This window comes from Telluria sp. AIW5, assembly GCF_056680575.1.
Window position 1 is genome coordinate 4,538,161 of the sequence record NZ_CM155289.1, and the last position, 13,899, is coordinate 4,552,059.

The window sequence follows — 13,899 nt, forward strand, 5'->3', positions numbered from 1 at the left end:
TTCAGCCCATTCCTCATTCCTGTGCCGTGCGGCGACGCCGTCCCCGATGCGCCTGTGTGCAATTTTGCACACAGGCCTTGCAAGCCTTTATCTTTAACTCAACAAGGAAAAGTCGCACACTCCAAGGCGATGGGTCTCGGCCCGCGTACAAGAAACATAAACCTTTGGAGACTGTAATGCGTATTTCGAAGAAACATAAGGCGATGCTGCGACGTTCTGTTGCGGTAATGATGGCCCTTCCTGCCGTTACAGTCGCCGACTCCGCCCTGGCACAGACGAACACCGCCGAGACCGAGGTTGCCGGCGTCGAGACCACCCGGGTCGTCGTCACCGCGCGCCGCCGCGAAGAACTGATCCAGGACGTGCCGGGCGCGGTCACTGCCATCTCCGGCGCCGAACTCGAAAAACGCGCCACCCCCGACCTGACCGCGTTGGCCGACACGCTGCCGAATACCACCCTGAAAAGCTCGCGCGGCACGAATACCACGCTGACCGCCTTCATCCGCGGCGTCGGCCAGCAAGACCCGGTGGCCGGTTTCGAACAGGGGGTCGGCATCTACCTCGACGACATCTACCTGGTCCGTCCGCAAGGCGCACTGACCGACATCTACGACCTCGAACGCATTGAAGTGCTGCGCGGTCCGCAAGGAACCCTGTACGGCCGCAACACCATCGGCGGCGCGGTCAAATACGTGACCCGCAAGCTGGCCGCCAAGCCCACCTTCGATGCCAAGGCGACCTTCGGCAACTACGGCGAGAAAGACCTGGTCCTGAAGGCCAGCACGCCGATCAACGACATGCTGCGCATCGGCGCCACCATCGGCACCTTCAACCGCGACGGGTTCGGCCGCAACGTCGTCAACGGCAGGGAAAACTACAACAAGGACGTGCTCGCCGGACGCGTCAGCGTCGAGGCCAACCCGGTTCCCGATCTCTTCATCCGCCTCGCCGCCGACCGCACCGTCGACGATTCGCAGCCGAAGCAGGGCTACCGCCTGACCAATGGCCCGGCCCCGGCCAGTCTCGCGCCGCTGGGCGGCGACTACGACACCCGCGCCAACCTCTACCAGGTCAACGGCCACGAGCAGCAGGTGATCACCCAGGGCAGCTCGCTGCTGGTCGACTACGCGATCGACCCGACCCTGTCCGTCAAGTCCATCACCGCCTACCGCAAGTCGAAATCGTACGCGCCGATCGACTTCGATTCGCTCAATACGCCGCTGTTCGAAGCACCGTCGATCTATTCCGACAACCAGAAGAGCCAGGAATTCCAGCTGACCTACACCGGCGCGAAGATCCAGGGCGTGGCCGGCCTGTTCTACATGAAGAGCAATGCCTTCAACGAGTTCGACGTGCTGTTCTCCGGCCTGTCGCTGTACACTCTCGACGACATCGACACCCGCACCTGGGCCGCCTTCGCCGACCTGAGCTACTCGCTGACCGACAGCTTCAACATCAACGTCGGCGGCCGCTATACCGACGACGAACGCAGCGCCCGCATCTTCAAGCGCAATTACGTCAGCCCGACCGGCTCGCCGACCCTGGGCAACCCGGCGGCCGTGGGCCTGCCGACCAACACCGACATGTCGAAGAACGACCTGAACCGGACCGACACCAAGTTCACGCCGAAGCTCGGTTTCGGCTGGAAGCTGGCGCCCGACCACAACCTGTACGGCACCGCCACCCAGGGCTTCAAGGGCGGCATGTACGACCCGCGCATGGACCTCGGCGGCAACCCGAACTCGGCCGCCTCGCTGCAAAAGCGCAAGGGCGTGGATCCTGAAACCGTCACCTCGGTGGAACTGGGCCTGAAGTCGAACATGGCCGGCGGGCGCCTGCAAACCAACGCGGCCGTGTTCTTCAGCAAGTACAAGAACGTGCAGATTCCCGGCTCGATCCCGACCTACGATGCGGCCGGCAACGTGAACGGCTTCGCCGGCTCGCTGACCAACGCCGGCAAGGCCAAGATCAAGGGCGTCGAACTCGAAGCGGTGATGCGCCCGACCGATGCGCTGAGCATCAGCGCCATGTACAGCTTCATCGACGCCAATCACGACGAGTGGATCGTTGCGAACGGCACGGGCCTGAAGAACGTGGCCGACCAGGCCGAGTTCCAGAACACGCCCCGGCATGCCGCCAACCTCTCGGCAAGCTACGACTGGCCGTTGACGATGATGGGCCGCAGCGGCTCGCTGTCGCTGCTGGGCAGCAGCTCATACAAGAGCATGGTCTACCAGACCGAGTTCGCGCGCCTCGGCGCCACCGCCGCCCTCGACGCCACGGTACCGGGCAACCTGATGCTGGCCCAGGGCGGCTACACGCTGTTCGACGCCGGCCTGGTCTGGACCAGCCGCGACCGCAAGCTGCAGGTCGGCCTGCATGGCCGCAACCTGGGCGACAAGCGCTACAAGGTCGCGGGCTACAATTTCTCGGGTTTCTTCAACACGGTCACCACCTTCTACGGCGATCCGCGCACCGTGCGCCTGACCTTGGCCTACAAGTTCTGATCCGGCCCGCATGAACGGCAAGGGCGCCCGGCGGGCGCCCTTTTTTATTTCCCGTGGCCGCTCAGCGGCGCCGCGCGCCGGCCGCCGGCGTGCTGTCGGGATGGGCGAACAGGGCCGGCTGGGTATCGGCGTATTCGCGCAGCAGATTCCACACGGCGCGCACGCGCGGCAGGCGGTACAGGTCGACGGGCGCCACCATCCAGTAGGCGCGCTCGGCGTAGATCGCGTCCTGCATGACCGGCACCAGGCTGCCGTCGGCCGGAATCACATAGGGCGGCGCCATGATCAGCCCGAGCCCGGCCGCGGCCGCCTCGGCTTGCGCCATCATGCCGGTGCAGCACAGGCGCCGGCGCGGCGTGAATCCGAGTTCATCGAGGAAGTTGAGCTCGTTGCTGGCCAGCCGGTCCTGCACGTAATCGACGAAATCGTGGTTCGCCAGGTCGGCGCGGCTGCGCACCGGGCGCCGTGCCAGGTAGTCGGGCGAACCGTACAGGTAGACGCGGAAGGACGCCAGCCGCGTGACCATGTAGCGCCCCGTGTTCGGTGCATCGAGCGTCACGCCGAGGTCTGCCTCGCGGTTGGCCAGGTTGGCGAAGCGCGGCTGCACCAGCAAGTCGATCGACAGGTCGGGATGCGATTGCAGGAAGCGCGACAGCAGTGGCGTGATGATGCGCACGCCCAGCACTTCCGGCACCCCAAGGCGCACCACGCCGCGCACGCCCACCCGGTTGCCGCTCAACTGGTCCTGGGCGGCCAGGGCCGCGCTTTCCATTGCCTCGGCATGCGGCAGCAGCGCCGCGCCCATTTCGGTCAGTTCGTAGCCCTCGCGCGAGCGGTCGAACAGCGTCGAACCCAGTTGCGCCTCGAGCCGGTCGATCCGGCGCGCCACGGTGGTGTGCTCGACCTGGAGCCCACGGGAAGCGCCCGACAGGGTGCCGCTGCGGGCCAGTTCGAGGAAGAAACGCAGGTCTGTCCATTCAGGCAAGGTTTTCATGATTCCATTGTGCATCAATGCACAAGCATATGGCAATTTCTTCGTCACCGATCGGCATCACCCCGCACTAGAATTGCCTGATCGTTCACTCAAGGATACCCATGGACTCCCTGAACATCGGCGGCCTCGTCGCCCATCACGCCCGCTACCGGCCGCAGGCGCGGGCATTCGCATTCGGCGCAGAATGGCTCTGCTGGGCGCAGCTGGAGCGGCGCGTCGACGCCCTCGCCCGCGCACTGCATGGCGCCGGCGTCGGCCACGGCAGCCGCGTCGTCACCGTCCTGGCCAACTGCCCGGAGCTGGTCGAGCTCTACTGGGCCTGCGCGCGCATCGGCGCGGTGGCGGTGCCGCTGTCGCCCCTGCTGACGGCGGCCGGCCTGCGCACCCTGCTGGCCGACGCCGAACCGGCGCTGATCGTCTGCAGCGCCGCCACCGAGGCCGCCAGCGCGGACGCGAGCGCCTGCCTGTCCTGCCTGCGCATCCGCACCGGCGCCGAATACGACGATTTCGTCCATTCCGCGCGCGCGGCGCCCGCCGCCCCCGACGCCGCGGCGATCGCCCCGGACGACCTGTTCAACATCATGTACACCAGCGGCACCACCGGCCTGCCCAAGGGAATCGCGCTGACCCACCGCATCCGGGCCCACTACGCCACGCTGCTGGCCAATGCCTGGCGCATGGCGCCGGAGTCGGTCGTCCTGCACACCGGGGCACTCCTCTTCAACGGTGCGTTCGTCACGCTGCTGCCGGCGCTGACGACCGGCGCCGGGTTCATCCTGCACCCGCAATTCGACGCCGCCGCCTTTGTCGACACCGTTGAACGCGAGCGCGTGACCCATACCATGCTGGTGCCGTCGCAGCTGGCCGCGGTCCTCGACCTGCCCGGCTTCGACCCGGCGCGCCTGGCGTCGCTGCAGGTGCTGGTCTCGCTGGGCGCCCCTTTGCCGCTGGCGCACAAGGAGCGGCTCGAGGCGCTGTTGCCGGCGCGCCTGCACGAGCTGTATGGACTGACCGAGGGCTTCGTCACCATCCTCGACCGCGCCGATGCCGTCCGCAAGCGCGGCTCGGTGGGCATCCCGCCGCCATTTTTTTCGCTGCGCATAGTCGATGAACAGGGCCAGGCGCTGGGCGCGGGAGAAGTCGGCGAAATCGCCGGACAGGGGCCGTTCCTGATGCCGGGCTACTACAAGCAGCCCGCACTCACCGCCGAGGCCATCCGCGACGGCTGGCTCATGACGGGCGACCTCGGCTATGTCGACGAGGACGGATTCCTCTACCTGGTCGACCGCAAGAAAGACATGATCGACTCGGGCGGCGTCAAGGTCTACCCGCACGACATCGAGGAAGTCATCGCCCGCCATCCGCAGGTTGCGGAAGCGGTCGTGTTCGGCGTGCCCGACGATAAATGGGGCGAAACCCCGGTCGCGGCGGTCCAGCTGCGCCCCGGCGAAGCGCTCGACGCCGACGCCTTGCGCGAATGGATCAACGAACGCGTCGGCGCCCGTTACCAGCGGGTCAGCCGGGTGCTCCTGATGGACGAATTGCCGCGCAGCGTGGCGGGCAAGATCCTCAAACGCGTGCTGCGCGACCCCTACTGGAGCGGACGCGGGCGTGCCATCTGAGGCTGTGCATTCATGCACACACGGTGGGCGCCCCCCTGCCTTCCAGAGCCTGGCGTTTTCGCGCAAACTGCAGAGCATGCACTCCGGCGTGCTCACCCGTAACCTCACCAACGGTGCCAATGTGTCGACCTATTCCGAACTTCGCTTCACCAGCACCGACGGCCTGCAGCTGTACGCGCGCGATTACCCGGCCGCCAGCGGCCGCGCCCGCCTGCCCGTCATCTGCATCCACGGCCTGACGCGTAACGCCGCCGACTTCGAGGAAGTCGCGCCGTGGATCGCGGGCCAGGGGCGGCGCGTGCTGGCGGTCGATGTGCGCGGCCGCGGCAACTCGGCCTACGATCCCGACCCCAGGCATTACAACCCGGTCGTGTATGCCGGCGACGTCGCCAAGCTGGCAAAAGACCTGGGCATCGCCCGCGCCGTGTTCATCGGCACCTCGATGGGCGGACTGATCACGATGACGCTCGCCATGCGCCGGCTGGACCTGATCGCGGCCGCAGTCCTGAACGACATCGGCCCCGCGCTCTCGCTGCGCGGCCTGGAACGCATCGCCGGCTACGTCGGTGGCGGCAAGCCGCCGGCCACGTGGGAGGAAGCGGCGCAGTACCTGCGCACCATCAACGGCTGTGCCTTCCCGTCGAATTCCGGGGCGGACTGGGACAAATGGGCGCGGCGCGCCTTTGCCGACACCGGGAGCGGCGAATTGGCAATGCGCTATGACCCGAATATCGCCGTCGCGATCAAGGCCGGCAAGATCAAGCCCACTTCCATGATCGCGCGCTACGCCTTCCGGCGCCTGGCGCGCGCGCGCCCTACGCTGCTGCTGCGCGGCACCCTGTCCGACCTGATCGAAGCGGAGCAGGTGGCCATGATGCGCGCGGCGGCGCCGTCGCTGGCGGTGGCGGAGGTGCCCGACGTCGGCCACGCTCCCATGCTGATGGAGTGCGCATCCCAGACCGCGCTGCGCGCCTTCCTCGACCAGGTCGATTGAACGGAAAAAAGACATGAATTTGACAGGAAAGACCATCATCGTGACCGGCGGCGCCCAGGGAATCGGCTTGGCCATCGCCGAGCGCTGCGCCGCCGAGGGCGCGAACGTGGCCCTATGGGACTACCAGGCCGACGCGGTTGCCGCCGCGCTCGAACGCATCGGCGCCCTGACCACGCGCGCCAACCTCGCCGGTTTCATCGTCGATGTCTCCGACCTGGCGGCCGTACGGCACGCCGCCGGCGCCACGCTGGCGCGCTTCGGCCGCATCCACGGCCTGGTCAACAATGCCGGCGTGGTCGCCGATGCGCAGCTGGCCAGGATGAGCGAGGAGCAGTGGGACCGGGTGATCGGCATCAACCTGAAGGGGGTCTTCAACAGCACCCGCGCGTGTGTCGATGCCTTGCTGGCGAGCCAAGGCGCGATCGTCAACATCTCGTCGATTGTCGGCATGTCGGGGAATTTCGGGCAAACCAACTACGCCGCCGCCAAGGCAGGCGTACTCGGCATGAGCAAGACCTGGGCCCGCGAACTGGGGCGCAAAGGCGTGCGCAGCAACGCCATCTGCCCGGGCTTTATCGAAACACCGATCCTGTCCTCGATGCCCGCACGGGTGGTCGAGGACATGGTGGCGCAAATTCCGCAGAAGCGGATGGGACAGCCGCGCGAGATCGCGGACGCGGCCGTTTTCCTGCTGTCGGACGAAGCAAGTTACATTAACGGCGCGACGCTCGAAGTGACGGGCGGATTGACACTATGACGGAGACGACAATGAAAAAGATGCTACCCCTGCTGATCGCCGGCGCGGTCACGGCCACCGTGGGCGCCTCGGCCCACGCCGCCGGCCCCGACCTGAAAATCGCCCTCATCGCCGGCAAGACCGGCCCGCTCGAAGCCTATGCCAAGGAAACCGAGACCGGCTTCATGCTGGGCCTGGAATACCTCACCGGCGGCAAGATGGAAATCGGCGGACGCAAGCTGAAGGTCATCGTCAAGGACGACCAGAGCAAGCCGGACCTGGGCCGCACGCTGCTGGCCGAAGCCTATGGCGACGACAAGGTCGAGATCGCGGTCGGCACGTCGTCTTCCGGCTCGGCGATCGCCATGCTGCCTGTGGCGAAGGAATACAAGAAGGTCCTGGTCATCGAACCGGCCGTGGCCGACGCCATCACCGGCGACAAGTGGAACAAGTACATCTTCCGTACCGCGCGCAGTTCGATGCAGGATGCGCTGGCCGCCGCCACTACCCTGAAAGGCGGCAGCGTCGCCTTCCTGGCCCAGGACTATGCGTTCGGGCGCGACGGCGTCAAGGCCGGCAAGGAAGCGCTGGCCGCCACCGGCAGCAAGGCGAAGGTGGTGCACGAGGAATACGCGCCGGCCACCGCGACCGACTTCACCGCGCCGACGCAGCGCCTGTTCGACGCATTGAAAGACAAGCCGCAGCCGCGCGTCCTGGGCATCGTCTGGGCCGGCCCGAACCCGATGAACAAGATCGCCGACATGAAGCCCGAGCGCTTCGGCATCTCGCTGGCGCCGGGCGGGAACATCCTGCCGGTGATGAAGACCTGGAAGAACTACGCCGGGACGGAGGGCACGATCTATTATTACTACGCCTTCCCGAAGAACAAGATGAACGACTGGCTGGTGGCGGAACACACCAGGCGCTTCAAGGCCCCGCCCGACATGTTCACCGCCGGCGGTTTTGCCGCGGCCAGCGCCGTGTTCAACGCGCTGTCGAAGGTCCCCAGCGGGAATGGCGACCAACTGGTGGCCGCCATGGAAGGCATGAAATTCGACACGCCGAAAGGCCCGATGAGCTTCCGCAAGGAAGACCACCAGGCGCTGCAATCGATGTACCACTTCCGCATCAAGAAGGACCAGAAGGACGAATGGGACTTGCTGGAACTGGTGCGCGAGATCCCGGCCGCCGAGCTGCCGCTGCCGGTCAGGAACAAGCGCTGAGATGGAGCCTAGCAACGCACAGGCGGCACGGCAGCCCTCCCTGTCCACGCGCGACCTGACGATCCGCTTCGGCGGACACGTCGCCGTGAACGGGGTCACGGCCGACTTCTATCCGGGCACGCTGACGGTGATCGTCGGCCCGAACGGGGCCGGCAAGACGACGTATTTCAACCTGGTCTCGGGCCAGCTGTCGGCAACTTCGGGCAGCGTGCTGTTGAAGGGGCTCGATGTCACCCGCGCCGGCGCTGCGAAGCGCACCCGGCTCGGTATCGGCCGCGCCTTCCAGCTCACGAATTTATTCCCCAACCTGACGGTGATGGAAAACGTGCGCCTGGCCGTGCAAAGCCGCGCCGGGCTGGGACTCAATATGTTCTCGGTCTGGTTCGGGCACAAGGAACTGATCGACCGCGCCGAACACTATCTCGAGCGCGTGGCGATGGCGGGCAAGCGCGACGCCCACGTCGGCTCGCTCTCGCATGGCGACCAGCGCAAGCTGGAAGTGGCGATCCTGCTGGCCCTGGAGCCGGATATATTGATGTTCGACGAGCCCACCGCTGGCATGAGCGTCGACGAAGTGCCGGTGGTGCTCGACCTGATCCACGCCGTGAAACGCGACGCCAACAAGACCGTGCTGCTGGTCGAGCACAAGATGGACGTGGTGCGCCAGCTGGCCGACCGCATCATCGTGCTGCATAACGGCACCCTCGTCGCCGACGGCATGCCCGCCGACGTCATGCAATCGAAGATCGTACAGGAAGCCTATCTTGGAACACCGGAGCCCGAACATGCCTGAACCGCTCCTGACGTTATCCGGCGTGCACACCCACATCGGCCAGTACCACATCCTGCAAGGCGTCGACCTGGCCGTGCCGCGCGGCGGCCTGTCGGTGCTGCTGGGCCGCAACGGCGCCGGCAAGACCACGACCCTGCGCACCATCATGGGCTTGTGGAAGGCCAGCGCCGGCTCAATCACCTTCGACGGCCAGGACATCACGAAGCTGGCCACGCCGGACATCGCGCGTCTCGGGATCGCCTATGTCCCGGAAAGCATGGCCGTGTTTTCGGATTTGACGGTGCGCGAAAACCTGCACCTCGCCGCGCGCAATGGGCCGATGGACGGGGCGCGCGTCGACTGGATCTTCGGCTTTTTCCCGGCCCTGAAAAAATTCTGGAACTACCCCGCGGGGAACCTCTCGGGCGGGCAGAAGCAGATGGTGGCGATCGCCCGCGCGATCATCGAGCCGAGAAAACTGCTGCTGGTCGACGAGCCGACCAAGGGCCTGGCCCCCAGCATCGTGCAAAGCCTGATCGCGGCCTTCCGCGAGTTGAAAGAGCTTGAGACCACCATCCTGCTGGTCGAGCAGAACTTCAATTTCGTGCGCTCGCTCGGCGACAGCGTCAGCGTGATGGACGACGGCCGCGTGGCCCATGCCGGCAGCATGGCAGCGCTGGCGAACGACGATGAGCTCCAGCAGCGCCTGCTCGGCCTGTCGCTCGCTTCCCACCAATAGGATTGAAACGATGAGTGCAAGCCTCCCCCTCGCGCCAACGGACACGCCGCTGCCGGCTGCGAAGCGCGACCCGGCGCCGCTGCTGCTTATTCCCGTGCTGGCATTGCTCATGCTGCCGCTGGTCGGCAGTTTCCCCACCTGGGTCACATTGACCGTTGCCGGCCTCGCGATGGGCATGATGATCTTCATCATGGCCAGCGGCCTGACGCTGGTCTTCGGCCTGATGGACGTGCTGAACTTCGGCCATGGCGCCTTTGTCTCGGTCGGCGCCTTTGCCGCGACGCTCGTGCTGCTGCCGATGCGCGGCTGGCTCGAAGCCGATTCGCTGCTGCTCAACCTCGGCGTGCTGGGCCTGGCCGTCACGCTGGCGATGGTGGTTACCGCCTTGCTGGGCTGGGCCTTCGAGCGCATCATCATCATGCCGGTGTATGGCCAGCATTTGAAGCAGATCCTGATCACGATGGGCGGCATGATCGTGGCCGAACAGCTGATCAACGTGATCTGGGGCGCGGAAACGATTCCGCTGCCGCTGCCGACTTCCCTGCGCGGCGCGATCTTCCTGGGCGACGCGGCGATCGAGAAATACCGGCTGCTGGCGGTCGTGGTCGGCCTGGTCGTGTTCGCGGTGCTCTTCCTCACGCTGAACCGCACCAAGATCGGCCTGCTGATCCGCGCCGGCGTGGAAAACCGCGACATGGTCGAGAGCCTCGGCTACCGCATCCGGCGCCTGTTCGTGGCCGTGTTCGCGGCCGGTTCCGCGCTGGCCGGCCTGGGCGGCGTGATGTGGGGCCTGTACAAGGAAACCCTGTCGGCCGCGATGGGGAGCGAGACCATCGTCATGATCTTCATCGTCATCATCATCGGCGGCCTCGGTTCGGTGGGCGGCTGCTTCATCGGTTCGCTGCTGATGGCATTGGTGGCCAACTATGCCGGCTTCCTGGCGCCGAAATTCGCGCTGGTCTCGAACATCGCCCTGATGATCGCTGTGCTGATGTGGCGTCCGGCCGGTCTGTATTCGACATCGCGGAACTGACTCATGAACCGACTTCTTTCCGGCGACCTGCCGCGCAGCCGCATCCTCACGCTGGTCCTGCTGCTGATCTTCCTCGGCCTGGCCTGCGCGCCCTTCCTCACCAGCGGCGCGCGTCCACTGAATACGGCGGCCACGATCTGCGTCTACATCGTGCTGGTGGCCTCTTACGACCTGCTGCTCGGCTACACCGGCATCGTCTCGTTCGCGCACACGATGTTCTACGGGATCGGCGCCTACGGCATCGGCCTGGGTCTCTCTTCCGTCGACGAGCCGACCTGGTCGGCCGCGCTCACCGGCCTCGGGCTCGCGCTGCTGCTGGCGCTCGCGCTGGCCACGGTCGTCGGCCTGTTCGCCCTGCGCGTGCGCGCCATCTTCTACGCGATGATCACGCTGGCGGTGGCTTCCTCGTTCGCGGTTCTCGCCTCGCAGCTGTCGGATTTCACGGGCGGCGAAGACGGCAAGACCTTCAGCGTGCCGGAAGTGCTCTCGCCCGGCTTCACGCTGGTCGAGAACGCCGTGTTCGGGCGTGCGATCGACGGCAAGCTGCTCAGCTATTACCTGGTGTTCTTCGGCTGCCTGCTCCTGTTCCTGTTCCTGCTGCGCCTCGTAAACTCGCCGTTCGGGAGGGTGCTGCAGGCGATCCGCGAAAACGAGTTCCGCGCCGAGGCGCTCGGCTACCGCACCGTCGTCTACCGCATCTGGGCCAACTGCCTGGCCGCGCTGGTGGCGGCGCTGGCCGGCGCGCTGATGGCCTTGTGGCTGCGCTATGTCGGCCCCAAGACCTCATTGGGTTTCGAGGTGATGACCGACATCCTGCTGATCGTGGTGATCGGCGGCATGGGCACGATGTATGGCGCGGTGGTCGGCGCCGCGCTCTTCATCCTGGCCCAGAACTACCTGAAGGAACTGATGGCGCACGGTTCGGCCGCGATGGAAGGCGTGCCGCTGCTGGCAGCGGCCCTGCACCCGGACCGCTGGATGCTGTGGCTGGGCGTGCTCTTCGTCCTGTCGATCTATTTCTTCCCGATCGGGATCGTCGGCAAGCTGCGCCTGCGCAGCCACCTGGCCCGCCGCTGACCGCTCTTGCGCGCGGGCGGCGTCCTGCCGTCCGCGCGCTGCTGCTTCCCCCCTTGCCCCGTCCATTTGCACCACCTTGGTGCAAAAAACATTCCCGCGCGCACACGAAATTCCTGCCCGCTCTACCGTTACGCACATTGAAGCCAGATCAAGGTTCGTGATCGTTCAGCTCATATGATGGTCTGAGCCGGCACCCTGAACTACCTCGGGCTCGACACGGTCCGAGTAGTAACGGCGGTTCCCCGACCATCGTTGCACCTGATGCTGGCCCCTGGCCTGGGCGCGCCGAGTTTCATGCGCCGCAAGCCGTCATCTGAAGCTTGAGCGGAGACCCACCATGTCTTATAAAAACCTACTCGCAGTCCTGCCGTGCGCCGCCCTGTGCGCCGCACTGGCCTCGCCGTCCTCGGCGCAGGAGCAACCCGGCATGGTCGTCGTGCGCGACGCCGAGACCGGGCAGTTGCGCGCGCCCACCGCAGCCGAGAGCCGCGCGCTGGCGCCGCCCGCCCGCGCATCCGCGGCCATGGCCGCCCCGGCGCAGCCGGCCCTCGTGACCCATCCGGGCGGCAGCCGCCAGGTCAGGCTCGGCGAGCGCAGCCTCGTCTATTCGGTCGTCACGCGCGATGCCGACGGCAAGCTGCACGACCAATGCGTACAGGGCGCCGCGGCCGCCGACAAGGCCGTCCACACCCCAGCGCCAGCCCAGCACAAGGAGCAGTCACATGAATAAGTCCCCGCTTGGCCGCGTTGCCGCCCTCGTGCTGTCCTGCGCCGCCTTTGCCGCCGCCCAGGTCGGCGCCCAGGCCGCCACCATCACCATCGTCAACCAGAACGCGCCCGGCATCGGCTTCAACGACCCGACGCCGGCCACGGCGGTCGGCGGCAATCCCGGCGTCACGCTCGGCGAGCAGCGCCTGATCGCGTTCCAGCACGCGGCCGACATCTGGGGCGCCACCCTCGGCAGCAGCGTGCCGATCCGCATCGGCGCCTCCTTCGTGCCGCTGTCCTGCACCGCGAGCAGCGCCGTGCTCGGTTCGGCCGGCGCCAACGAGATCTGGTCCGACTTCCCCAACGCGCCGCGTGCAGCCACCTGGTATCCCAGCGCGCTGGCGAGCAAACTCGCAGGGGTCGATGTCTCCACCCCGGGCGAGCCGCACATCATCGCGCGCTTCAATTCACGCCTCGGCCTGTTCCCGGATTGCCTGCCCGGTCCCGGCTTCTACCTCGGGCTGGACAACAATGCCGGCGAGGCCCTCGACCTCGTCACCGTGCTGCTGCACGAAATGGCGCACGGCCTGGGCTTCCAGACCTTCACCGACGACGAAACCGGCGCCGAAATCCTCGACCTTCCCTCGGTCTGGGACCATTACCTCGTCGACAACCGCACCGAGCAGCTCTGGGTCAACATGACGCCCGAACAGCGGGTGGCCTCGGCCATCAGCGGCAACGGCCTGTCCTGGAATGGCCGGATCGTTACCGCGGCCGTGCCGGCGGTACTCGATCCACGCTCGCGCATGACCGTCTTCGGCAAGGTCGCCGGCCGCGCGTCCGGCGACTACCAGGTCGGCGACGCCTCGTTCGGCCCGCCGCTCGGCCGCCGGCCCGTCAAGGGACAGCTGATGCCGGTGATCGACCAGCCCGACGGTAGCGGCCTGGCCTGCGCGCCCCTGAACAAGCACAATGCCTGGGCAGTGCGCGGCAACATCGCGCTCGTCTCGCGCGGCACCTGCGCCTTTGTCGACAAGGCGCGCAACGTCCAGGCGGCGGGCGCGATCGGCATGGTGGTGGCCGACAATGCGCCGGGCGAGCCGGCCGGCATGAGCGGCAGCGACCCGAACATCCGGATCCCGTCGGTGCGGGTAACGCAGGAAGCCGGCGTGAAACTGCGCGCGGCGCTGCAGGCGCGCTCGCGCACCCGCTCCGGCGTCTTCGCCAGCCTCAGTGTCTACCGGCACCGCCTGGCCGGCGCCGACAACCGCAGCCGCATCCTGATGTACACGCCGACCACGAACGCGCCCGGTTCCTCGGTGTCGCATTACACGACCGATGCCAAGCCGAACCAGTTGATGGAACCGGCGATCAATTCGGACCTGACGCACACCGTCACGCCGCCGCGCGACCTGACCTATCCGCTGCTGCAAGATATTGGATGGTAAGCCCGATCGACGCTAAGGCCCTGCAATAAAAAAGGCCCGGCCACCT

12 protein-coding genes are annotated in these 13,899 nt (G+C 66.6%); 11 read left to right on the plus strand and 1 reads right to left on the minus strand.

Going from position 1 to position 13,899, the window contains the following annotated elements; translation table 11 throughout:
• Positions 1-227 precede the first annotated feature (227 nt).
• A complete protein-coding gene (locus AC1MEM_RS20070; RefSeq protein ID WP_499473500.1) occupies positions 228-2,507 on the plus strand; it encodes a TonB-dependent receptor in 2,280 nt (759 codons plus the stop codon).
• Positions 2,508-2,568: 61 nt separating this feature from the next.
• Here the strand turns inward: AC1MEM_RS20070 and AC1MEM_RS20075 are convergent, their stop codons facing one another.
• Positions 2,569-3,501 (minus strand): LysR family transcriptional regulator, encoded by a 933-nt coding sequence (locus tag AC1MEM_RS20075; protein WP_499473502.1) that lies wholly within the window; start codon positions 3,499-3,501, stop codon positions 2,569-2,571.
• Positions 3,502-3,602: 101 nt separating this feature from the next.
• On the opposite strand from AC1MEM_RS20075, the gene AC1MEM_RS20080 reads away from it, so the two are divergent.
• The 10 genes from AC1MEM_RS20080 (at position 3,603) to AC1MEM_RS20125 (ending at position 13,853) form a co-directional block, all read left to right on the plus strand.
• On the plus strand, positions 3,603-5,123 hold the full coding sequence (locus AC1MEM_RS20080; protein WP_499473504.1) for a class I adenylate-forming enzyme family protein: 1,521 nt from the start codon (positions 3,603-3,605) through the stop codon (positions 5,121-5,123).
• A 76-nt stretch (positions 5,124-5,199) separates the two neighbouring features.
• Positions 5,200-6,117: an alpha/beta fold hydrolase gene (locus tag AC1MEM_RS20085; protein WP_499473506.1), complete on the plus strand. Its 918-nt coding sequence runs from the start codon at positions 5,200-5,202 to the stop codon at positions 6,115-6,117.
• A 13-nt stretch (positions 6,118-6,130) separates the two neighbouring features.
• Complete coding sequence (gene fabG, locus AC1MEM_RS20090) at positions 6,131-6,874, plus strand: 3-oxoacyl-ACP reductase FabG (protein ID WP_499473508.1); 744 nt, start codon at positions 6,131-6,133, stop codon at positions 6,872-6,874.
• Positions 6,875-6,894: 20 nt separating this feature from the next.
• Complete coding sequence (locus tag AC1MEM_RS20095; protein WP_499477706.1) at positions 6,895-8,076, plus strand: substrate-binding domain-containing protein; 1,182 nt, start codon at positions 6,895-6,897, stop codon at positions 8,074-8,076.
• 1 nt (position 8,077) lies between these two features.
• Positions 8,078-8,869: an ABC transporter ATP-binding protein gene (locus AC1MEM_RS20100; RefSeq protein ID WP_499473510.1), complete on the plus strand. Its 792-nt coding sequence runs from the start codon at positions 8,078-8,080 to the stop codon at positions 8,867-8,869.
• Complete coding sequence (locus AC1MEM_RS20105) at positions 8,862-9,587, plus strand: ABC transporter ATP-binding protein (protein WP_499473512.1); 726 nt, start codon at positions 8,862-8,864, stop codon at positions 9,585-9,587. The genes AC1MEM_RS20100 and AC1MEM_RS20105 overlap by 8 nt, the downstream gene beginning before the upstream one ends.
• Positions 9,588-9,597: 10 nt before the next feature.
• Entirely contained in the window at positions 9,598-10,620 is a 1,023-nt protein-coding gene (locus AC1MEM_RS20110) for a branched-chain amino acid ABC transporter permease (RefSeq protein WP_499473514.1), read from the plus strand.
• Positions 10,621-10,623: 3 nt separating this feature from the next.
• A complete protein-coding gene (locus AC1MEM_RS20115; RefSeq protein ID WP_499473516.1) occupies positions 10,624-11,697 on the plus strand; it encodes a branched-chain amino acid ABC transporter permease in 1,074 nt (357 codons plus the stop codon).
• Positions 11,698-12,034: 337 nt separating this feature from the next.
• Positions 12,035-12,427 (plus strand): post-PEP-CTERM-1 domain-containing protein, encoded by a 393-nt coding sequence (locus tag AC1MEM_RS20120; RefSeq protein ID WP_499473518.1) that lies wholly within the window; start codon positions 12,035-12,037, stop codon positions 12,425-12,427.
• Complete coding sequence (locus tag AC1MEM_RS20125; RefSeq protein WP_499473520.1) at positions 12,420-13,853, plus strand: PA domain-containing protein; 1,434 nt, start codon at positions 12,420-12,422, stop codon at positions 13,851-13,853. Before AC1MEM_RS20120 ends, AC1MEM_RS20125 begins: the two co-directional genes overlap by 8 nt.
• The last annotated feature ends 46 nt before the right edge of the window (positions 13,854-13,899 follow it).